16 protein-coding genes and 2 pseudogenes are annotated in these 22,057 nt (G+C 58.4%); 9 read left to right on the top strand and 9 right to left on the bottom strand.

Going from position 1 to position 22,057, the window contains the following annotated elements; translation table 11 throughout:
• Positions 1 to 130: 130 nt before the first annotated feature.
• On the top strand, positions 131 to 574 hold the full coding sequence (locus H7C18_RS19755; protein WP_185130892.1) for a MarR family winged helix-turn-helix transcriptional regulator: 444 nt from the start codon (positions 131 to 133) through the stop codon (positions 572 to 574).
• A gap of 130 nt (positions 575 to 704) precedes the next feature.
• Positions 705 to 2,174: a catalase gene (locus H7C18_RS19760; RefSeq protein ID WP_185130810.1), complete on the top strand. Its 1,470-nt coding sequence runs from the start codon at positions 705 to 707 to the stop codon at positions 2,172 to 2,174.
• A 94-nt stretch (positions 2,175 to 2,268) separates the two neighbouring features.
• On the opposite strand, the gene H7C18_RS19765 is transcribed toward H7C18_RS19760, so the two are convergent.
• Complete coding sequence (locus H7C18_RS19765; protein ID WP_185130811.1) at positions 2,269 to 2,760, bottom strand: hypothetical protein; 492 nt, start codon at positions 2,758 to 2,760, stop codon at positions 2,269 to 2,271.
• A 208-nt stretch (positions 2,761 to 2,968) separates the two neighbouring features.
• On the opposite strand from H7C18_RS19765, the gene H7C18_RS19770 reads away from it, so the two are divergent.
• The 3 genes from H7C18_RS19770 to H7C18_RS19780 all read left to right on the top strand — a co-directional run bounded on the left by H7C18_RS19770 (position 2,969) and on the right by H7C18_RS19780 (position 6,885).
• Positions 2,969 to 4,297, top strand: a complete 1,329-nt coding sequence (locus H7C18_RS19770; protein ID WP_185130812.1) for a phytoene desaturase family protein — start codon at positions 2,969 to 2,971, stop codon at positions 4,295 to 4,297.
• Positions 4,298 to 4,339: 42 nt separating this feature from the next.
• Entirely contained in the window at positions 4,340 to 5,233 is an 894-nt protein-coding gene (locus H7C18_RS19775) for an RNA polymerase sigma-70 factor (RefSeq protein WP_185130813.1), read from the top strand.
• Positions 5,234 to 5,481: 248 nt separating this feature from the next.
• A complete protein-coding gene (locus H7C18_RS19780) occupies positions 5,482 to 6,885 on the top strand; it encodes a methyl-accepting chemotaxis protein (RefSeq protein ID WP_420481874.1) in 1,404 nt (467 codons plus the stop codon).
• Here the strand turns inward: H7C18_RS19780 and H7C18_RS19785 are convergent.
• Complete coding sequence (locus H7C18_RS19785; protein WP_185130814.1) at positions 6,882 to 8,000, bottom strand: branched-chain amino acid aminotransferase; 1,119 nt, start codon at positions 7,998 to 8,000, stop codon at positions 6,882 to 6,884. The two genes, H7C18_RS19780 and H7C18_RS19785, sit on opposite strands and share 4 nt — an antisense overlap.
• A 124-nt stretch (positions 8,001 to 8,124) precedes the next feature.
• Between H7C18_RS19785 and H7C18_RS19790 the strand changes: the two genes are divergently transcribed.
• The 3 genes and pseudogenes from H7C18_RS19790 to H7C18_RS35235 form a co-directional block, all read left to right on the top strand.
• Positions 8,125 to 9,024, top strand: a complete 900-nt coding sequence (locus H7C18_RS19790) for a LysR family transcriptional regulator (RefSeq protein WP_185130815.1) — start codon at positions 8,125 to 8,127, stop codon at positions 9,022 to 9,024.
• Between the two features lie 14 nt (positions 9,025 to 9,038).
• Complete coding sequence (locus tag H7C18_RS19795; protein WP_185130816.1) at positions 9,039 to 9,545, top strand: Crp/Fnr family transcriptional regulator; 507 nt, start codon at positions 9,039 to 9,041, stop codon at positions 9,543 to 9,545.
• Positions 9,546 to 9,997: 452 nt separating this feature from the next.
• Positions 9,998 to 10,201: pseudogene (locus H7C18_RS35235) on the top strand (hypothetical protein); the annotation flags it as partial.
• 137 nt (positions 10,202 to 10,338) lie between these two features.
• Here the strand turns inward: H7C18_RS35235 and hmpA are convergent.
• The 5 genes and pseudogenes from hmpA to H7C18_RS36080 form a co-directional block, all read right to left on the bottom strand.
• A complete protein-coding gene (gene hmpA / locus H7C18_RS19800; RefSeq protein WP_185130817.1) occupies positions 10,339 to 11,595 on the bottom strand; it encodes an NO-inducible flavohemoprotein in 1,257 nt (418 codons plus the stop codon).
• A gap of 153 nt (positions 11,596 to 11,748) precedes the next feature.
• Positions 11,749 to 12,456 carry a cysteine hydrolase family protein gene (locus H7C18_RS19805; RefSeq protein ID WP_185130818.1) on the bottom strand — a complete coding sequence of 236 codons (708 nt, stop codon included), beginning with the start codon at positions 12,454 to 12,456 and terminating at the stop codon, positions 11,749 to 11,751.
• A gap of 14 nt (positions 12,457 to 12,470) precedes the next feature.
• Complete coding sequence (locus H7C18_RS19810) at positions 12,471 to 13,571, bottom strand: response regulator (RefSeq protein WP_185130819.1); 1,101 nt, start codon at positions 13,569 to 13,571, stop codon at positions 12,471 to 12,473.
• Between the two features lie 152 nt (positions 13,572 to 13,723).
• On the bottom strand, positions 13,724 to 16,330 hold the full coding sequence (locus tag H7C18_RS19815; protein ID WP_238357816.1) for an S-layer homology domain-containing protein: 2,607 nt from the start codon (positions 16,328 to 16,330) through the stop codon (positions 13,724 to 13,726).
• Positions 16,331 to 16,345: 15 nt separating this feature from the next.
• Positions 16,346 to 18,034, bottom strand: a pseudogene (locus tag H7C18_RS36080) (Ig-like domain-containing protein); the annotation flags it as partial.
• A gap of 282 nt (positions 18,035 to 18,316) precedes the next feature.
• Here H7C18_RS36080 and H7C18_RS19820 point away from each other — a divergent pair.
• Positions 18,317 to 20,209, top strand: coding sequence for a sensor histidine kinase (locus H7C18_RS19820; protein WP_185130821.1), 1,893 nt, complete (start codon positions 18,317 to 18,319; stop codon positions 20,207 to 20,209).
• A 15-nt stretch (positions 20,210 to 20,224) separates the two neighbouring features.
• Here H7C18_RS19820 and H7C18_RS19825 read toward each other — a convergent pair whose 3' ends face one another.
• Both H7C18_RS19825 and H7C18_RS19830 read right to left on the bottom strand, forming a co-directional pair.
• Positions 20,225 to 20,509 (bottom strand): NHLP leader peptide family RiPP precursor, encoded by a 285-nt coding sequence (locus H7C18_RS19825; protein ID WP_238357817.1) that lies wholly within the window; start codon positions 20,507 to 20,509, stop codon positions 20,225 to 20,227.
• A gap of 31 nt (positions 20,510 to 20,540) precedes the next feature.
• The gene (locus tag H7C18_RS19830; RefSeq protein WP_185130822.1) at positions 20,541 to 21,488 is read right to left on the bottom strand and encodes a hypothetical protein; all 948 of its coding nucleotides are present in this window, start codon (positions 21,486 to 21,488) and stop codon (positions 20,541 to 20,543) included.
• Between the last annotated feature and the right edge of the window lie 569 nt (positions 21,489 to 22,057).

Genomic DNA, 22,057 nt, shown 5'->3' on the forward strand with positions numbered 1-22,057 from the left:
TCGATTGATCCGCCTATACGATTTCCCAATGAGCGCCGAAGCATGCCTGACTTTTCCGGGTCCGATTGACTTTTGCCGATCTGCGTCATACCTTTAAATGAAGATGAACCGAAAGGTCGTGAGCGGCAGGATGAATACCGGCCGGGAAGACGCACTTCAGCTCTACATTACGCTCTCCAGAGCCAGCCAATGGGTCAACGCCCACGCCGACCGCGACATCAAGCGGCACGGCCTGAACCGGACCGAATTCGGCGTGCTGGAGCTTCTCTACCATAAAGGATCGCAGCCGATCCAGCAGATCGGCAGCAAGGTGCTGATGAGCAGCGGCAACATCACCTACGTGGTGGACAAGCTCGAGCACAAAGGCTATGTACGGCGCAACGTCTCGACCGAAGACCGTCGGCTGATTTTCGCGGAGATTACCGATGCGGGCTGCGCGTTCATCGAAGAGGTGTTCCCCTCGCACGCGCGGATCATCGAGCAAGCGGTCGCCGGCTTGTCCCCCGAAGAGCAGCGGGAAGCGGCGCGCCTCCTCAAGAAGCTCGGCCTGTATGCCCAAGGCACCTTCAAGTAAAATGCTTCCTCCTCCCGTTTCCAAGCTTTTTCCAACTCATAGCGTCCCTACCTTTCGCATAAACATCTGTTGATAAGCCAAACGGCTGCGCAAGAAGATTCGGACCTATGAACGGAAGGGGAAACGATTCATGGACCGACTGACCACCAACCAAGGCGTGCCCATCGGCGACAACCAGAACTCCCGAACGGCCGGACAGAACGGACCGACGCTGCTGGAGGACTACCAACTGCTCGAGAAGCTGGCCCACTTCGACCGGGAACGGGTTCCCGAACGGGTCGTGCACGCCCGGGGGGCCGGAGCCCACGGCGTGTTCCGGCTGAAGCACAGCATGAAGCGGTATACGAAGGCCGCTTTCCTCCAGGATGAAGGAACGGAGACGCCTGTCTTCGTCCGCTTCTCCACCGTCATTCACGGCCAGCACTCGCCGGAGACGCTGCGCGATCCCCGCGGCTTCGCCGTGAAGTTCTACACCTCGGAAGGAAACTACGACTTCGTCGGCAACAACCTTCCGGTATTCTTCATTCGCGACGCGATGAAATTCCCGGACATGGTTCACTCGCTGAAGCCCGATCCGCGGACCAACATCCAACGGAACGACCGCTATTGGGACTTTATGTCGCTCACTCCGGAATCGACGAACATGCTGCTTCACGTTTTCTCGGACGAAGGAACGCCCTCCGGCTACCGCCACATCCGGGGCTCCAGCGTGCATGCGTTCAAGTGGATCAACGCGTTCGGCAACATGGTGTACGTCAAGCTGCGGTGGGTGCCGAAGCAGGGAGTCCGCAACCTGTCGGCCGCCGAAGCCTCGGCGATTCAGGCCGTCGACTTCAACCACGCGAGCCGCGACCTGTACGAGGCGATCGAACGCGGGGATTTTCCCGAGTGGGACCTCTATGCGCAAATCCTCGACCCGGCCGACATGGACAGCTTCGACTTCGACCCGCTCGACGCGACCAAGGATTGGTTCGAGGACGTTATCCCTTATCAGCCGGTCGGCACGATGACGCTGAACCGCAACCCGGACAACGTATTCGCCGAGACCGAGTCGGTCGGGTTCAACCCCGGCGTCGTCGTTCCGGGCATCGAGCCGTCCGAGGACAAATTGCTGCAAGGGCGCCTGTTCTCTTACTCGGATACGCAGCGCTACCGCATCGGAACCAACTATCTGCAGCTTCCGATCAACTGCCCCTATGCCCAGGTGAACAACTACCAGCGCGACGGCGCGATGCCGTTCAAGCAGCAGAACGGGCACATCAACTACGAGCCGAACCGCTACCAGACCGCTCCGAAGGAGGAAACGGCTTATGCCGACGCTCCTAGCCCGCTTCAAGGAGCGGCCGGCCGGGAGAAGATCGCCAAGACGAACGACTTCGGTCAGGCCGGGCAAGTGTGGAACCGCTATTCCGACGAGGAGAAGGCGGCCGTCCTGAACAATCTGGCCGCCGACCTGGCACCGGTATCGGAACATACTCAGCTGCGGGCGGTGTGCAACTTCTATCGGGCCGACGAGGAGCTCGGAATGCAGCTGGCCGAGCGGCTGAAGCTGGACTTGTCGCTCTATCTCAAGCATATGTCGGAGCCTCGCAACGCCTAAAGCGAAGCAAGACGAAGAAGCCCCGCGCGGACCGATCGGCCGCCGGGGCTTCTTGCTGCTGCAGGGGATGAGTGCGCGCCGCGGTCTCCGCCTCTCAGCCGTAATCCACTTCAAACGTCGCTCCGAGCGGCATCAACTCATACAAGTAGCGTCCGATCAGCTCCTTCTCGACCGTTATGAGCGGGGACGGCGTCCTTACGTCCAGATAGATCGTTCCCGTCCACGGATCGTATTCGTGGAAGGAGATGCGCCCTCCGGCGAACATGCCGCTCATGACCGCCACGATGCCGGGAAGATCCAGGCTGCGATTCATCGCCGCCTGCCGGATCAGATCGGGCACTTCCCCCACCTCGGGCACGCTTTCCAGCCGAATCATCGAATATTCCCTCACCTTGAAGCAGACGTACGGCACCAACTCGCTGGCGGCGAACTTCCGGAGCGCCGTCCGGTCCGCATCTTCCAGTCTGAGCTCCTCGTTCCACGCATAGATGGTGGCGGTATGCTTGCCGCCCGTATGGACGCGAACGTATCTCAGATGCGGAAAGCGCTTACGAATCAGACTTTCCGATAAAAGCCGGGTTCCCATTCCGCTCCCTCCCGATCTTCGATCCTTCTGGCGAAACGTTCCTGGCTTATTATATGAGCGCCGCGGCTCGGCCACCACCTCTTCCGCCCAAAATCGCGCCGTTTTTGCCGCCGAAAAAAATCCGCCGTTTTTTTACGCGAGCTTTGTCACAGATGAGGGGGCCTCCCCGTCCTGTGGGGTGAAAACCAAAAAACGGAGGTTGAGGCGCATGCAAGCTTACGAAACGATCGTCATCGGCGGAGGAATCGCGGGACTCGTCGCCGCGGCGGATCTGGCACGGGCGGGTCGCCGCGTGATGTTGCTCGAACGGGGGGAACGGCTGGGCGGACGGGGAACGACCGCGAGGAAAGACGGAGCTTTGTTCAATCTGGGCGGCCATGCGTTGTACTTGGGAGGAGAGGCTTACTCCATCCTCGGCGAATTGGGAGTAAAGCCGGCGGGGAGCAAACCTTTGACCGACGGATCGGCGGTCTGGCGCGGCGGCTTGATGCCGCTGCCCGATAACGCGTTTCGGCTGATGTCGTCGAAGCTGATGACCCTTTCCGGAAAAATGGAGTTCGGCTCGCTCATGATGAAGCTGGGCCGGATCGATCCGGCCTCGCTGGCGCATCTGAGCGTTCGGGACTGGGCCGAGCGGCAGCTGCGCGATCCGATGGTGCGCCACCTCTTCTACGCGCTTGCCCGCACGGGCACGTACAGCATGGAGATCGACAGTCAGCAAGCCGGCGCGGTCGTACGGCAGGTACAGCGCTCGCTCAAGAACGGCGTGCTCTACTTGGACGGAGGATGGCAGACGATCGTCGATTCGCTGCGGGACGCGGCGGTGCGGGCGGGAGCCGACATCCGGTGCCGAGCCGGCGCCGCGGAAATCGTCTCGGAGGATGGACGGGTCCGAGGCGTGCGGCTGGCGAGCGGAGAGCTGCTGAATGCCCGTCAAGTCATCAGCGCGCTTCCTCCCGCCGAGACGTGCGGGCTCGTTCCGAACGGAGAGGACACGGCACTGGGCTTCTGGAAGCGGCAGGCGCGGCCGGTTCGCGTCGCCAGCCTTGATTTGGTCATGCGCCGGCTGCCGGTGCCGGATCGCCACTTCGCGATCGCTCTGGATCAGCCGCTGTTCTTTTCCAACCACTCGAGGGTAGCCAAACTGAGCGACAATGGAAGCATGGTCATTCACGTTACCAAGTACCACGGCGCGGAGGGCAGCGATCCGAAGCGGGATGAGCGCATGCTGGAAGATCTGACGACGCTGATGCAGCCGAATTGGCAGCGGGAATTGATCGCGAAGCGCTTCCTGCCGAACCTGACCGTCGTTCACGACCAGATTCGCGTGGGCCGCAGCGGCCCTCTTCCCGGACCGTCCGTTCCGGAAATTCCGGGGCTGTACGTAGCAGGGGATTGGGCCAGCCATGGAGAAATGCTAGTGGATGCGGCCGCGGCCAGCGCCAGACGCGCATCCCGGGCCGCTCTCGCCGAGCTGGCCGGCACGGCGGCGAACGCTGTGGGCGCCGACGCGAACGATCGGCTTCTCAAGGTATAAACGATGTTGGCAGACTGATCTCGAACGAAAGGGGGCGATGTTTTGGAGGACGCCCTGCTCTCCGGCCTTTATGCTTCTTATAAACCGCTCCTGTTCACGCTCGCCTACCGAATGCTGGGCAGCGTGATGGACGCCGAGGACGCGGCCCAGGAAGCGTTCCTCTCGCTGAACGAGACGAGCGACCCGGAACGCATCCGCAATCCGAAGGCGTATCTGTGCAAGACCGTTACGAACCGGTGCATCGACCGGCTCCGGTCGTCGCAGGCGAAGCGCGAAGTCTACGTGGGCCCTTGGCTGCCCGAGCCGCTCGTCTCGCGCCCGGACGGCGAGGACGACCCCTACGGCACGTATGCCCGCCGCGAGTCGTTGTCCACCGCCTTCCTGCTGCTGCTGGATCAGCTATCGGCGGTGGAACGCGCCGTATTTCTGCTGCGCGAGGCGCTTCAGTACGATTACGCGGAGATTGCGGCTATCGTCGACAAGAGCCCCGCCAACTGCCGCCAGATTTATCACCGGGCGAAGCGGTCGCTCGGGGAACTGCCCCGGACCGATCCGGATGCGAAGACGGCTCCCCATGCGGAGCTGCCGGGTACGGTCGTGGACCAGTTCATCGGCGCGCTGGCGACCGGGAATGTCGGCAAGCTGATGGATCTGCTGACGAGCGATGCCGTTCTCCTCTCGGATGGAGGCGGCAAGGTTACCGCCGCCACTCGCCCGATTCTCGGCCCGGACCGGATCATGCGGTTTTTGGCAGGGCTGCTGGAGAAGATTCCGCCCGGCTTCTCTTCCCGCTCCGCGGAAGTCGGCGGCGAGCCCGGCTTCGTTACCTACGTGGACGGGAAGCCGCAGAGCGTCTTCTCCTTCCTCATGGAAGACGGCCGTATCAAGCGGATCTACCTGGTCGCCAATCCGGATAAGCTCGTCAACGTTCCCTAACCTGATTTTTTCCGCCGCGCCGGGCGCTCGTTCCTCCAATCGGGAGCGGGCGCCCGGTTTCGGTTTTGCCGAATATGGGACTTTATGCCGATATTTTCGATTCCTTTGGGAAGTTTTTAGGAGAACTATGGAAGGTTGTCTGGTATGATAGTCATGGAGAGAGACAATCATTGGAAGGATGGAGATGGGTGAAGTCCGACGATACGTTGTTCCAGAGAAATAAACTGCTCGTCAAGATCATCTGGGGAATGCTGATTCTGGGAATCGGAGTCGACCTGATCACGGGCGCTCCGACGAATTCCATCTATGTTCTGGCCGCCGTCGGCTTCGTCGCGTGCGCGGCGGCGACCTTGCTGACCTACAAGCGCTGGCTGGAAAATTACGTGATGTACATCATCTCCGCCATCATTACCGCTCTGACCGTTCTGCTCATCCTGACGGGACCGGTCATTACGACCTACTTCCTGGTTTACGTCAATCTGGCCATCATGACGCTCTACGGCAACTTCCGGTCGATCGTGTTCTCGGCCGTCCTGGGGGCCGGGCTGACCGGCTATCTGTTCGCAAGCGACTATCGGCACGAGATGTTCGCGGACAACGCGCCGCTGACCGTCTTCCTGTACCTGGCGATGATCGCCGCGCCGCTGCTCGCTTCCGCCAAGTTCAGCGAAAGGCTGCAGAAAGCGGCCGCCGACGGCCGCGAGAAAGCGCTGGAAGAGCGGAACCGGGCTCAGGACCTCGCCCGGAACGTGGCCTCCTCGCTGCAAGAGCTCAACAACTTCAGCGCCGGCCTGAAGACGAACATGACGTCCACCGGCGCGATCTCCAAAGAAGTGACCGCCGCCTTCGCCGAGATTACGGCCGGCAGTCAACATCAGGCGGCGGCGATCGCCGAGATCGGCGAGTCGTCCCGAGCCATCGACGAAGCGGCCGGCGACTTGGCCCGGCGGTCGACGGACATGCGGCAGCTGTCGCTTCAATCCGCCAGGCTGACGAAGTCAGGCAGCGAGGAGGCGCGCGAGCTGGGCGAGCGGATGAACGTTCTCGGGGAGACGATCGACGCTTCCGTTCTGCTGATGCGCCAGCTGAACGAACAGAGCCAGCGAATCGGCGAGATCGTCGCCACGATCAAGCACATCTCGACCCAGACCAACCTGCTGGCGCTGAACGCCGCGATCGAAGCGGCCCGGGCGGGCGAGCACGGCAAAGGCTTCGCGGTCGTCTCGCACGAAGTGCGCAAGCTGGCCGAGACTTCTCAGGAGTCGACCGAGCAGATCGAAAGCATCCTCGATGCGATCCGGCTGAAAACGGAGGAAGCGTCCGCCCAGGTCGTCAGCGGCCAACAGACCGTAGCGGCCAGCCGCGAGGCCGCCGCTCGCGTGGCGGAGGCGCTGCGCACTCTGACCGAAGACTCGGGACGGGTGGAGAGCCAGTCCGAGCAGGTGAACCGTTCCGCGGCCGAGCTGCGGGAGCAGTATGCGAGAATCGCCGAACGGATGGATCAGATCGCCGCGATTACGGAAGAGAACATGGCCCAGGTCGAGCAGATGGCCGCCGGCATGCAGACGCAGGACGGCCGCATCTCCGAGATCGTGGACAGCTTCCTCCAGTTGGACAAGCTCGCCTCCGATCTGAACAAGATGGCGAATTAATCCCGGCCGGGCTTTGCCGGCTCCTCGCTCCCGTCCAAAGCCACGGTCCAGCCGAACGGATCGGGAGCGCGGCCGGTCTGAATCCCGGTAAGCTCGTCGTACAGCCGCCTAGTCAGCGGTCCCGCTTCGCCCGGGTTTCCGACGAGCAACCGCTCCCCGTCCCAATCCAGTTCGCCGATAGGCGAGACGACGGCGGCGGTTCCCGTTCCGAACGCCTCGGCCATCGTCCCGTTCCGGCAGGCTGCGGCCACCTCGTCGATGGCGATCCGCCGCTCTTCCGTCCCGATCCCCCAATGGTTCAGCAGCCGGAGGACCGAATCCCGGGTTACTCCATCCAGAATGCTTCCGCTCAGGGCAGGCGTCACCACTTTCTCCCCGATCCGGAAGAAAACGTTCATGCTCCCCACTTCCTCGATATATTTGCGATGAACGCCGTCCAGCCATAGCACTTGCGCGAAGCCGCGCGAAGCCGCTTCTTCCTGGGCCTTCAAGCTTGCGGCGTAGTTGCCGGCCGTCTTCGCCCCACCCAAGCCTCCGCGCACCGCGCGGACGTACTCCGTCTCGATCCGAATGGAGACCGGATCTCCGCCTTTTTCATAATAGGAGCCGACCGGCGTCATGATCATGATCAGCCGGTACTCCCGCGAAGGAGAGACGCCGAGGAGCGGCTCGACGGCGAGAATGAACGGACGAATGTACAGCGACGTGCCCGGCGCCGCCGGAAGCCAGTCCCGGTCGAGAAGCACGAGCCGGCGGATCGCTTCCGATACGAGCTCTTCGTCGATCGGCGGGATGCCGAGCCTGACATTGGAACGGCTCAGCCGCTTCAGGTTCATGTCCGGCCGAAACAACCGGATGCCTCCCGACGGCGAGCGATAAGCCTTCATCCCTTCGAACGTCATTTGTCCGTAGTGAAGCACTTTGGCGGCAGGGTCCAGCTCGATCGGCCCGTACGGCACGATGCGGGGATCGTGCCAGCCTCGCGAATCTTCGTAATCCATCATGAACATATGGTCGGTAAAAAAGCGGCCGAATCCGAGCGCGTCGGTCTCGGGCTTCGGCTTGGGGCGCCGGTTGCGGCGAACCGCGATCGGCTCCGGGCGGCGGATAGGCATGGCAAGCTACCTCCTGTACGATCGTTCTTGTCTTGAATCGTATCAGCCGCCGTACTATATTTGAAATATCGGTTTGGAACGGATATCATACCGAAAAAGTATCGAACGGTGGAGATCGGAATCCATGGACATTCGCCAGCTTCGTTATTTCCTGGCCGTCGCCCAGGAAGGGCAGGTTACCGGAGCGGCCAGGCTGCTGCATATGGAACAGCCTCCGCTCAGCCGCCAGTTGAAGCAGTTGGAGGAAGAGCTGAACGTCACTCTGTTCGATCGAAGCGGCAAGCGGTTCAAGCTGACGCCCGCCGGAGAGCTGCTGCGCCGGCGCGCGGAGGGGCTGCTGGCGCAGCTTGGAGAGACGGTCCAGGAGATTCGGGAGCTGGACGGCGGCGTGCGCGGAGAGCTCTCGATCGGCTCCGCCGTCTCCTGCATCTCCCTGCTTCCGGAACGAATCGCCCGGTTCGCGGAAGCTTACCCGCTCGTCACGTTCAAGATCCGGGAGGGCGACCATTTCCTGCTGGGCGAGCTGCTGGAGCGGCGGAAGATCGAGCTGGCGATCACCCGCCTTCCGTTCGAGGCGTCCTTCGATGCAGACAAGTACGCCGTGAGACGGCTGCCGTCCGACCCGTTCGTCGCGCTTCTTCCCACGGACTGGGGTCCCTCGCCGGCCGACCAGGCGATTCGGCTGGAGGAATTGGCGCAGCTTCCGTTCCTCGCCTTGAAAACCGAGCATACGACCGCCATGCACGAGCTGATTCAGGGCGAATTCCGGCGAAGCGGGCTTGCGCCGCGGATTCTGTGCGAATGCTCCAGCGTCGCGCTCATTCTTGCCTTCGTGTCCGCGGGCGTCGGAGCGACGATACTGCCCAAATCGGTCACCTCCACGCTGGCGCTGACGAACATCCGGATGTGCGCGATCGAGCAGGCGGAATTCCGTTCGGAAGTCGGACTCGTCTGGCTGAAGGACCGCCACCTGTCCCGCGGCGCCCTTCGTTTTATGGAGACGTTCGCGGGCGAGCAGATCTGACGGAGGTGACATTCATGCAGCTTCACAAAGGAGAGACGTTGTTCCGTCAAGGCGACGAAGGGCCGCTTTTCCATCTGAAAAGCGGCTTGCTCAAGATTGTCCGAACTCACGAGGACGGTTCGGTCCATCTGATGAACATCATCGTTCCGGGCGAGATGATCCCCCACCACTCGCTCATAACCCCGGGCGCTTATCACGGCACGGCCGTGGCGCTCATCGCAAGCGAAGTGGAGACGTTGTCCGCCGCCGAATGGTACCGCTCCCTGGAGGATGACGCGGCCAAGTGCCGAACTGTCGCCCTGCAGCTGCAGGAGAAGCTGCGAATGATGCAGAAGCGGATCGACCAGTTAACGGCCACGACGCCGGCGGAAAAGCTTCGCCTTTTCCAGCTATGGTTCCAAGACTACATCTCGCCGTTCTCGCTGACGGAAGTGCTGACCCAGGACGAGATCGGGCAATTCATCGGCCTGCGTCGGGAGACGGTTAACCGGCTGCTGCGGGCGCAAGCCTCGGAGACATGACCGGCCGCAACAAGGAAAACGACTGCGCCGCCCTGGATCCGTCCACTCCATCGCGCAGTAATCCAAGCACTGCAGGGGCCATGCCGTGAATTGGCCTTCCGATTTTCGCTGGTTTTCTCGCTATTTCCACACCCGCGCGCGTCCTTCCTTTATGCCGACACCCCCTCTACGAGTCGAAACCGCTCAGTGAACGGGAAAATCTCCCTTTCATGATGCAAATATACGCTTCCTGCCCGGAACGAACGGGAAATGCTCCGCTTATTCGGGCCAAGAACTGCGATTTTGCGAATCGGGGACCGATTATAGGGAGCTTTTCCCGTCCAATCCCGAAATGTACACCTTCATGAACCAATAAAAGGAGAAAATCCCGTTCGCCGGGCAATTGGAGGGGATGGAAGCGGTTGACGGTATAGGCGAGGAGTTCGCGAGAGTATCTTGAACACCATCCGACTGCAAATATGGTGCCCCCTGGACAATCAGACATCAATCCTAAAGTCAACACGTATCATACTTTGGTTGTCGTCAAGAATGACGACAACTGGCGGATACGACTTTTCCAGAATACACCTGCCCAGTTCCACAGACGACCCGATCTGAAGTTAAATCCGATTCCTTTTGGGGGAGCCCCCGATAAGAATCCCCCAAAAGTGAAGTAATGCTCTGAAGTTAAATCCGATTCCTTTTGGGGGAGCCCCCGGTTATTCACAGGAAATTTAATCGCATCGTTTCCTACACAACAAAAAACGGCCCCCGGGGATCGCCCGGAGACCGTTCTTTTCCGTTTTGAGGCTTGTTATCGCAACGCGGTAACAGGATCTACCGCAGCTTCCAAATCGCCGGCAGGTCCGAAAAATTCAAAGCGCCGATCGCCCGCCGGAACGCCCAGCTCCTTGAGCATCGCGTTGACGGCCTTCATGAACGGAACGGGGCCGCAGAAGTAATAAACGGCGTTCTGCGGATTCGGAAGCAGCTCTCGCAGCCAGGGCAGATCGACATAGCCCAGCTTGTGCGGCGCCCCCATCCCTTCGACCTCGTCGTCCTCCGCATGCTCGCTGTAGCACCAGTAAGCTTTGACGTTCGGATGCCGAGCGGCCAACTCCTCGACCTGTTTGCGGAAGGCATGATGTCTGCCGCTCCGGGCCGCGTGAACGAACGTAATCGGCCGGCTGCCGTCCTGCCCGGCCAGAGCGCCAAGCATGCTGATCATCGGCGTCAGCCCGACTCCGGCGCTGAGCAGCACGACCGGCCGTTCGTCCGCCGTATCCAGCACGAATTCTCCCGCGGGAGCCGACAGCATCAGGGCGTCGCCTTCGCGTACTTGTTCATGGAGGTAGTTCGATACCTTGCCGTCCGGCCGGCTGTCGCCCCCGTCTTCGCGCTTGACGGAGATTCGGTAATACGGCTTGCCGGGCGCGTCGGACAAGCTGTATTGGCGGATGTGAATATGCGGGTCGCCGGGAATGCCCGTCTTCACGCTGATGTACTGGCCGGGCCGGAAGTCCGCCAATTCTCCGCCGTCCTGCGGAACCAGGTAGAACGACGTGATGACCTCGCTCTCCCGAACTTTCCGGTCCACCCGGAACGGACGGAAGTCCGCCCAGCCGCCCGGCTGCTTTTCCGCTTGCTCGTACATGTCCTTCTCCACGCCGATGAACGCATCCGCTATGACGCCGTAAGCTTCCGCCCAAGCCTGAAGAATCTCGTCCGTCGCCGCGTCTCCGAGAACGTCCTTGATCGCGGCCAGCAGGTTCTCCCCTACGATCGGATACTGCTCCGGCTTCACGCCCAGACTCCGATGCTTCTGGGCGATCTGCTTCACGGCCGGCAGAATGGCCTCCAGCCGGTCGATATGAGCGGCGGCCGCATAGACGGCGTTCGCCAGCGCGGCCTGCTGCCTGCCCTGCTTCTGATTGGCGTGGTTGAACAGGTTGAGAAGTTCCGGATGCGACGTGAATAACCGTTCATAAAACCGCTTCGTGATGGCCGTTCCATGGACCTCCAAAACCGGCACCGTCGACTTGATGACCTCAATCGTTTTCTGGCTAAGCATCTCCGTCTCCCCGCTTCCTTTTTGTTTGACATGACTCCAGTATAGGCAACGAAGAGTCCGCGCTATGTGACTGCGCTCACATGAAATCGGAAGGATTTGTGACGGCCGGGCCGCTACTCGAAGGTGGAGAAGTCCCCTTCCAACGGTCGTACCTTAATGCTCCGCAGAACGCTTATCGGCCGGACCGGCGTTCAGTCCGGCGACGATCATCTTCGTCGCGGCCGCCTGCACGCCGATGCCGGCCAATTCCCGCAATCCGCGCTCATAGACGCCCGACACCGCATCCGCGGCCAGAACGACCCGGAAATCCCGTTCGCTCGCTTCATAGATCGACGTTCTCGGGCAATTGGGGAAGTTGCAGCCGCAGAACGTCAGCGTCGAGATTCCCCGTTCCCGTAAGAACAACTCCAGATCCGTCCGATAAAACGCGCCCCAACGCGGCTTGTACACGATCCATTCGTTGGGCCCGATCCTCTGAAAATGGCCGCTGAGCAGCTCGTCCGCATCGAGCCGGACGGACGGTTCCGGCTTGATGACGTCAACCAATTCCGCGCCGTCGGAGCCCGGCGCCACGATCCGGGCCCCCCGTTCGATCGCTTCCCGGCGGCAAAGGTCGACGTTGGACCCGTCCTCCTTATAGAGCCGGATGACGTGCACGATCGGAAGCCGCGCGGTCCGATAGGCTTCCAGAAGCCGCCGCAAGGCCGGCAGAATCTCGTGCGTGCCTTGAACTTCCGCCGGCGCTCCCGGCAGCGAGAAATCGTTCTGAACGTCGATCGTTACCAAGGCGGAATGCCGCCATTCGGGCGCCAAAAGACCGCCTGCGTTCGCGCTCTCCGCATTGTCTTCCGCACCTGCCATTCCCTTCTCTCCTTTCAGTCTCCGTATCGGGGGCGAAAGCCTTCGGCATTCGGCGGACTCGGCATTTCCTTACGGCTGTGCGCCTCCGGGACGTGCTGCTTCAATGAAGCATAGAGCTTCGTCAGCGCCAACCGGCTTTCGTCGTCGCAGGGGAACTTCCGCTGAATGAGAAGATGAACCCGGATCGCCGCCTGCTTCATGCCGCCGTTCTCGTACAACCGGCCCAAGCTCCGCGCCCGATCCAGCCAGAGCAGCCGCAGACGCTCGCGCTCCCGATCGGCCCAGAGATAGCCTTCCTCTTCGAAGTAATCCCCTTCGTATGATTCCAGAATATGCCCGATGGCCTCCGCATTGTCAAGGCCTGAATCGCCGAGCTCTCGCAGCCGGGACTCCCAAATCTCCGTATCGACCCGGGCATCTCCTATCGTTAATTTATAACCGGGCTCCGGCCCGTCGACGCTATGGATCGAGATCATGCCCAATCCGGCGCCGCGCAGCGTCTGGCGAGTCTGATCGATCGCCGCTTCCAGCCGCTTCGATGCCGGCCGGCCGAGACCCGGCCACAACAGTCCGACCAGCGCATCCAGACCGACGGTCCGATCCCGATGGTGCAGCAGATACGCGAACAGCTCGCAAGATGTATCCGACCGCCACGGGATGCTTCGGGGCATCCGGTCGGGAAACCGGACGCGGAGGGCCCGGAAGCAGCAGACAAGCGGAGATCCGGGCTCTCCTCGAGGGGCTTCGACCGCCGACCTTCTTTGGCGCAGCCGCCGGACGGCCCGCTCCAGCCGCTCCGCCTGGACCGGCTTCGTCAAATAATCCAGCGCCTGCAAGCCGAACGCGTCGATCGCGTATTGGGTATCGGCCGTCACGAAGATCAGCTCGATATCGGGTACTTCCTTCTTTAGCCGGCGGGCCAGGTCCAGGCCGTCGATCTCGGGCATGAGGACGTCCAGGAATACGGCGTCCGGGCGAAGCCTGGCGGCTTGCTCAACCAGCGACGACGGATCCGAATAGGTCCCGACGACCTGGATGTCGGGAGCTTCTTTTTTCAGCATATACATCAGGTATCTTAAAGACAGCCATTCATCGTCGACCAATATCACTTTCACCCTGCGATCCCTCCGCCAGACGTCTGCATCGTTCAAGATGGACTATATCAACCGCATCTGAACAATAAATGATCGGAACGACGCTGCCTCGAGCAACGGAAAAACGCCCCGCTCCGCGTGTGTGCGGAGCGAGGCGCTTAGCTTTGGAAATCTTATTGAATGGCGTCTTCCAGCTTCTGAACGAACGTCTCGCTGCCGTCGCCGTTGCGCGTCGCCTCATGCGAGACCGTCGCTTCCTGGACGTCTCCGAAGCTCCAGTTGTCTTCCGGAACGTCCGGGAATACCGGAGCCAGACCTTGCAGAGGACCGCGATACAGCATGCGGTTGATCAACGTCACCGCTTCGTCGCGGCGAATCTTCTGGTTGGGCTTGAACGTACCGTCCGTGTATCCGCTCAGGTAGTGGCCCAGATACAGCGCTTCGACCGCGTTCTCGGCCCAGTTGCCCTTCGTATCCGTGAAATGGTTCGTAACAGGCTTGCCGGTGCTCAGCCCGAGGAATCGAGCCATGACGGCGGCCAGTTCGCCTCTCGTGATCTGCTGGTCCGGACGGAACGTGCCGTCGGCGAAGCCGCTGAAGTATCCGTGCTTGACCGCGATCTTGATGTAATTCGTCGCCCAGTGGCCGCTGCGCACGTCGGAGAACGGCAGCGGGTCCGCAACCGTATCGTTCTCGGTCAGGCGGGCGACGATCGCCGCCAGCTCGGCGCGCGTGAGCGAGTGATCCCGCTTGAACGTGCCGTCCGGATAGCCGAGAATGTAGCGCTGGTGCTTCAGGTCGTCGAACCGGTTCGAGAACACGTTGATCTTGGCCGAGGCCTTGGCGGTTGCGGAAGCGGCGCTGCTGCCGTCCGCCGCGAATTGGCCGGCGATCTCGAATTCCTGCTCGGCCTTCGTCAGCTGCGGCCACTGAAGGATGATTTTGAAGCTGCCGCTTTGGCCGGCCGGAAGCGAGGCCGTCGTCCACGTAATCGTGTTGCCGGCAACCGTTCCTCCCGCAGCGTCGACGACTTTGACGCCTTCCGGCAGCGTGACGGTTACTTTTCCGGAGTTGATCGCAAGACTTCCGTCATTCTTGTAATTGACTGTAACGGTCGATTGTTCCCCTTCTTGCACGAGGTTCTTGTCGGCGGATACCGACACCGTTACCTTCGGATCCTGCACAACCGGAGCCGATCCCGATACGATGTACGGGCTGAGCGCCGCGTCGTACTTGATAATATCCGTCTTCACGTTAAGCGTCGTACTTGTCAGCGTCTGGTACCCGTTCTTCGAGACGATCAGATAGTAGTCCGTGTTCGGATAGACCATATAAGCATAGAAGCCGCTGGCATCCGTCAATTGTTCCGGGCTGTCGTTGTCGTTCGGCGCGAAGCCGGCGATGGCAGGCAGCGTCACCTTCGTGTTTGGCGTGATGCCATTATCTCGATTGTTCTTGGTATCCGCGTAATACAGCGTTACGGTCGCACCTTCGATAACGTTGCCTGTTACCGCGTCCGTGATCGTTCCGTACGGGTCGATCAGCTGCGTGGTAATGTTCAGCTCGCCGTCTTCTTGTACGCTGACCGGGCCGCTCGCGACCGTCAGCTCCTGGCCGGACTCGACCTCATAGCGGACTTCCATCGTGTATTCTCCGACGGCCAGCCCCGCCGCGTTGAAAATACCCTGCGCGTTGAGCGGGAACGCCTTCGGCACGCCGCCCTCGGTTACATAGTTGCCGTCCTTGTCCTTCAGGTACACCTTCGATTTGCTTAGCAGCTCGGAGCCGAGCAAGCTCGTCTTGCCGTCCGGCTTCTGGAAGAGAACGAGTCCGGTCGCGGTCTTGACCGATTCGAACGATTCATCGCCGGTCCCGGTCACTTCGCCGACCGAAGCGTTCTGGCTGTACGTAATGGAAGTCGGAACGCCGCCGACATCGACCGTGCGCGTGACTTCAAGGGTATACTCCTCATTGCCTTTCGGCACCGCCAGCGAATAAGCCCCCGTCTCGTCGGTCGTCACCGTCTCGTCGAAATCGACCCCGGCTTCAATCTTGCCGTCGCCGTTCAAGTCCAGCGTCACCCGAACCGTCGCTCCCGGCACCGGCGTATTCGACTTGCCGTCCGTGATGACCCCGCGGATCCTGGCCGGGAGGAAGGTGATCTGGATCTCTTTTTGCGCATTCAGCCCTTTTTCCGGATTGTTGACCGTTGCCGTCACCGCGATGACCTTCGATTCCGTGCCTGTAATCGCAGCGGACTGATACGTCACCTTCGCTACGCCGTTCTCGTCCGTCGTCGCATGACTCGGGCCTACGAACGTTCCCTCCGGAGCCGTAAACACGACATCGACGCCCGAAATCGGCTGATTGTTCTCATCCGTCACCACGGCGGTCAACGTCGTCTGGGACTTGCCGTCCCCGACGATTTGGCTTGGGTTGGCGGTGAGTTGGATGGAGGACTCGCGTTGCGCGACCGGTCCTGCGCTTGCGCTCGTGGCCGGCGTCCCTTCCTTGACTCCGGATGTCGCTTTCGGCGTTACTTCGAAGAACAGGTATTTCTCTACATCGTCAGGCGTGATCTTGTACGTTTGTTCCGTAGCGTTTTCGATCGCTTGCTTGTCGCTGCCGTCTGCATTGCTTCCCCTATACCATTTATACGTCGAGCCTTCTTCTTCATCCTGATTCACATCGTTATACGTATACTTACCGGTTAAGGTTTGGCCGACTAGTACAGTTCCTTCGATGGCTACATCCGTTGCCGTCGGCGCAGTATTTTTCAATATAATGGTAATCTTGCCGACGTTTGAAACTTCTGTACCATCATTAGCCGTATACGAGAAACTGTCTACTCCCGTAATAAAATTCGAATTCGGTACGTATGTATACGTGCCATCCGAATTAAATGTAACTGTGCCCTTTAGGGGCTCTTCCTCCAACTGATACGTCAAGGAATCGCCGTCTGCATCCGTTACAGGAAACGCTTGGTTTTCAAGTTTACCGCCTTGCTCCACCTCTACTTCTTTATCACCTGCAACGGGTTTCGCATTTATTTTAATAGTAATCGTGTACGGTTGAGATGTATACGTGCCGTCGCTAACAGTGTAGGTGAACGTGTCTGACGCTCCAACAACTCCAACATTCGGTACATAGGTAAACAAGCCAGTATTGGGGTCAAAGGAATGAAGCGTTCCTTTTTCTGGATTCGCCACTATGTCAAAAGTAAAAGAATCGTTATCCGGGTCCTCATCCTGACCTGTTAATTGCCCAGTTACGGGTTGTCCTTCCGTCGTTGTAAAGGAGTCATCTTTCCCCGATGGGGTGTGATTGATCTGAGATTCGTCCACCGCCGGCTCGGATGGGCTTCCCTTTTCATTAACAACGCTTGCCGTAACAGTAAAGGGACCATCCGACAGCGATGACAGATCGACATCGAAGAGTTTATATTTTCCTTCGGAATCAACAGTCGCTTTAAATACCAGACTCTTGATTTGGCCGGATATTTCTTGGGTCACGGTGATCGTGACCGTTTGCCCTGCCTCAGTTATTTCCGTTGTACCTCGAATCTCCGCCTTAGACAGATCATCGTCCTGTCGCGACAAAAGGTGGTCTTCGCCATCCACCAAGTCTACTGTTATGTTCTGAGGCGAATCCGGATTATTCGTGGTGTTAGGATGGGGATATAGCGCACCTGCATCCGGCGCTGGGTTCGAGAAATCCTTCGCTCCAAAATTTAGCGAAAACAGTCTTCCGTTCCCATTCCCGCTAAAACCAATAATCACTTTGGCGGAGCTAACAGGCGCACGGAAGTTAGCAAAAAAAGACGCCGTATTTTCAAAATATACATCTTGCAAAGATTTTTGTATTCCCATAAATTGTGTCCAGCCGGTTGAAGGAGTAGCATCTGTAATTTGGAGCTTGTTTTGGCCATCAACGGTATAGCTCGAATAACCGGAGACTCCGATATATTCTTTACCACCTCCACCGTCTCCGTCTATATCCACAGCGGTCATATAAAAGTTTTGAAGAAGTACAGGCGTTTCCGATGAACCCGTCACAAAATCAAATTGAAATTGGATCGATCCGTCACCATTTGGTGTGCTAAGCTGCGGGTTGAATCTATTTTTAGGTGTGCTTGAGCTATCGTCGATATCAATCAGGTTGCTATTAAGTTTCGCCCCGTTCACAATTTCTTTAATTGTGACGATCGCATCGACTTGAACATTTGAACCATTTATGTTCTTTGAAAGAACATTTGTATATTTGTATCGCGAATCCACTGCACCTGCTGTTCCAAAGATCAGTACGGGATTTTGAAATCTCATGGAATCTGAATCGTTAAGAGGGACTAATAGAACATTTTCCGGTTCAGTAGCATGGGCGAGCCCCGTAAAGAATGGAAACTGAAAGAAAATTAGTGCAAGTAAAGTCAATTGAATAACAATTCGTTTTTGTAGTTTAAAAGACAATAACCTACTTCTGCTCATAGCCGCAATTCCTTTCTCAATTAGTATTACTTGCAAAAAAATACGGTCAAAGCAAAGACTTCCCTATTGATCCTCCTCCCCGCCGATTCGACACTCTTTGCCTATTTTCACAACTATCTTTTTATTCTACTTGCGTCCAATGAACATTCTCTGAACAAAGAAATATATTCTGTTCTTCTTATTTCAAAGATTCAAATGGATCGGCCAAAAAAGGATCCTCAAAATTAATGTCGAATTAAGAGGGGGAATTTAGTCTCATTTACGAATCGTTCGAGGTGGATGATGAGCAGGCGACGCGGTTGGGTCGCGGCCGGTTGGTTGGTCGTTGCGACAGTATGGTTTCTCGGTTTGACTCCGTCCGCACATGCCGGCAGCAATGCAGACGATCAAGTCATCAGGCATTGGCAAATTCAGTGGATCGAGTCGGATCGCGAGAGTACCTCCAGCCGACCTTCGGAAGATGGCGCCTGGCTGGAGGCGAACGCCGATCATCCGCTGACGGATCTTCCGAAAGGGGCAAATGGCGCCTGGGTCCGCCTCACCGTTCCTCCTACCGATGGATGGAGCCGCCCGGGGTTGCTCGTTCAACGCCTGTATGGGCGCGATCTCGCCGTGTACGAAAATGGCGAGTTGGTCTACAAGGCCAAACGGGATTTCGCGTTCGATTTGAACAAAATGCTCGTTCCGTTGTCCCCGGCTTCGCGGGCGACGGAGTATGATATTCGCATTCTGACGACGGGCCATCGGGCGGGAATGATCTCGCCGATACGCATCGGCGATTTCGCCGGCCTGTCGGAACGGTATGTGCGCAAGGATCTGCCGGACGTGCTGCTAGGGACTTGCATCTCTTTTCTCGCGTTGATCATGCTGGTCTGCTCCGGTTATTTGAACCGCAAACAGAGAAAGTCCTGGATCTCTCTCTGCCTGATCGCCCTGTCCACCGGTACGCTGATCATCGGCTATTCTCCTCTTCCCTATCTGATTTTCAAGGAATACGGGTCTTGGCTTCTGGTGCTGTTCGACCTGGCTCTGTTCACTTTATTCCCGGCGTTAAGCTACTATATCGACTGGGTTTTTGAAGGAAAAGTGCGGCTGTTCGCCAGATATCGAAAATTTCAGATCGCCTACTCGATCTTCTGCACATTGGTCATGATCGTCTACCACATCGTGGGCGAGCGGTTTTATCCCGTCTACCATCTGTTCACCCTCGTCGTTCTGGGCGTCGTCATTCTGGTCCAGCTCAACCTGATCATCGCGTTTTCGCTGCGCAACGCCATGTCGGGGAACAGAGACTCGCTGATCCTGTCGGCAGGCATTTTCCAGCTCGGGCTGCTCGGCATCATCGATCTGATTCTCTATTACGCGAGCGGTACGCAGTACATTCTATTCCTTTGGAAAATCGGCGTCGTCCTTCTGATCTTGTCGTTGGTCATTATTCTGGCCCGGCGGATCGCGGCCGATTATGCGACGCTGCTGACGTATTCGAAAGAGCTGGAGCTCTTCAATCGCGAGCTTCAGCGAACGGAGAAGCTGAAGGTCATCAGCGACCTGGCCGCTTCCGTCGCCCATGAGGTGCGCAATCCTTTGCAAGTCACACGAGGTTTCATGCAGCTGTTGACGGAACGGTCCGACCAGAAGCACCAGCCTTTGTTCACGACCGCCATCAATGAGCTGGATCGGGCCTCGGGCATCATTACGGACTTCCTGACCTTCGCGAAGCCGGAGATCGATCAGCTTGAGTCGCTGGATGTGAGGGAGGAACTGACGAGAATCGAGAGCATGATGACCCCGCTGACGACGCTGCACGGCGGCGTTCTGACGCTGAACGCATCGGAAGGGCTGGCGATCAAAGGCAATTCTTCGAAGTTCAAGCAAGCTTTCATCAACCTTGTCAAAAATAGTATAGAAGCCATCAAACAGGATGGCCGGATCGAGATTCATGCGTATTCGGAAGGGAAATTCGTCTGCATTCGAGTCGCGGACGACGGGGATGGGATGAATCCGGATGAGGTCGCCAAGCTTGGCGTCCCTTATTTCTCAACTAAGACGAAAGGCACAGGACTGGGTCTTACCGTCACGTTCCGCATTATCGAAGCGATGCAGGGGACGCTCGAATTCCGCAGCGAAAAAGGAAAAGGAACCGAAGCGACCGTCCGGTTCCCTCTGCTGTCCTAATCGTCGGCGAGGCGATTACCACACTTCTTTGAGGTTGTCCTCGCTGTCGGTTACGTCTTCCGGGTTGGCGGGAATCGTCAAATAGTACAACGACGGCGTCTCTTCTACGACCTTGAGCTCGATTCCTTCCGGAACGGCGAGGCCGAAGCTTTCCTGGAGCGCCTTCTTCGGATCCGAAAGCAGGCTCTTCTTGAATTCAGGATCGGTCCAGGCTTTCTTGATAACTCGAATTTTCAACGATTCCAGCGACAAAATGAACACGACCTTTCCAATTTTCGGATCAAATACCACCTCCATCATACCATGGACCTCGTCCAATAGTCTCTATTTTTCAGGAAAAATTCGACAAAAAGTAGGACCATCCGCCCCCAATCGCCAAACGATCCACCGTCTCCGCCGCCCGCCGGGCATCCTCTCGAATTCCCTCGGCGATGCCTACGGTGAAAGAGACTAGCAAATTGGGGGCGGTATCGTTATTTCGGAGTCGCGTCACGTATCCGTCCACTATCTCTCCAAGAGCGTCAAGAGCCCCATGGTGAAAAATCGCCTGTTTGACCGCTCTCTCCGTTAAGGCCTGACCGTCGGGGAGGTGGAGCTTCTCCCGGACGAGCACGAGGAAGGCGTTGCTGGACTCCTCTGCGAGATCGTCCTTCCAGTCGGCCCAATCGTCGGCCAACTGTAAGACCGCCAGCGCCAGGTCCATCGCCTCTTCCAGCTCCAGAAGCTCCTTTTCTTGCCCGGTGGCAAGCAGGATGGCTGCTGCACTGACTTTGAGGGGGGCTGACTTGGCTGCGAGCTTGGCCGGTTCGCGGGGATCGGCCCGCAGGCGTGACCCTTCTTGCGATACGTAAGAGGCCCAATCCGCGACATAGGCTCGGTATCTTTCCCACAGTGGGGAACGGTCCGGGAAATGTCGGCCATACCGCTCCCGGAATGCCTCCTGGCACAACTGTCCAAGCGCCAGCGAGAGCCGTGTGCCCGGTCCGTTGTCCGGCCCCCGGTCCATCGCGTCATCCACGAGCGAGAAATGCAGCGTCGCGCAGACGTTCCCGACCGCCAGATCGCGGCATAGGTCCAGCGATCCACCCCAGCGTTCCCGCAGCCAAAATGGAAGCAGGCCGAACAGCATGTTGGAGCGACCGGCTTCGCTTTGCGGGTTGATTCGGCGGAGCAGTTGGTGGCCGTATAACGCGAGAGGTGCTGGGAAAGAGGCGACGATAGACTCCGCTTCTTTGAATACTTGTACCAGTTCGTTGTCGTAGACTCTCATTTGTTCCATTCGCGGCGCTCCGTCTCTCATTTTGGAATAATCATAGCAAAATAAGGGAGGGGAGCGATATGGTGGGGAAAAGAAAACCGGTCCGGTTCGGGAAACTTCGAGGATCTAGGGTGATTACACGGCGCTTCTGGAAGACGACAACCGGTACGGAGCTGGAGGCGATTTCGGCAAAAGTGGAAATGAAATGATGCCTGTGTGGGTGAAGTGGGCAAAGGAAGAAGCTGAAGCCTGGAAGGAAGGCTGGAGAATCGGTTGGGTGAAGGGTTGAAATAAGACCGACAGGAGGAGCGACAAGACATCATACAATAGTCCCTCAATAAAACTGCTTATTGGAAAAAGTAGCCGATTTGTTTGACATTTCTGTCGATCAAGCAAGGCAATTGCGGACAAGAGGTGAAGACGCTGTTGATCGACTTGGTCTTTGCTATGCCAGTGACGCCTGTCAGGTAGTCAATCATCATCAACGCCAGCAACACCTGCAGCGCCTTGTTACAGCCGGGAGTCCTGGAACAAACCGATCGAGAAGCTTTTTAAAATACTGAACGACAAAGAACGTCAACAAAGAAGCG

The sequence above is a fragment of the Cohnella zeiphila genome (assembly GCF_014212055.1).
GTDB classification, from domain to species: Bacteria; Bacillota; Bacilli; order Paenibacillales; family Paenibacillaceae; genus Cohnella; species Cohnella zeiphila.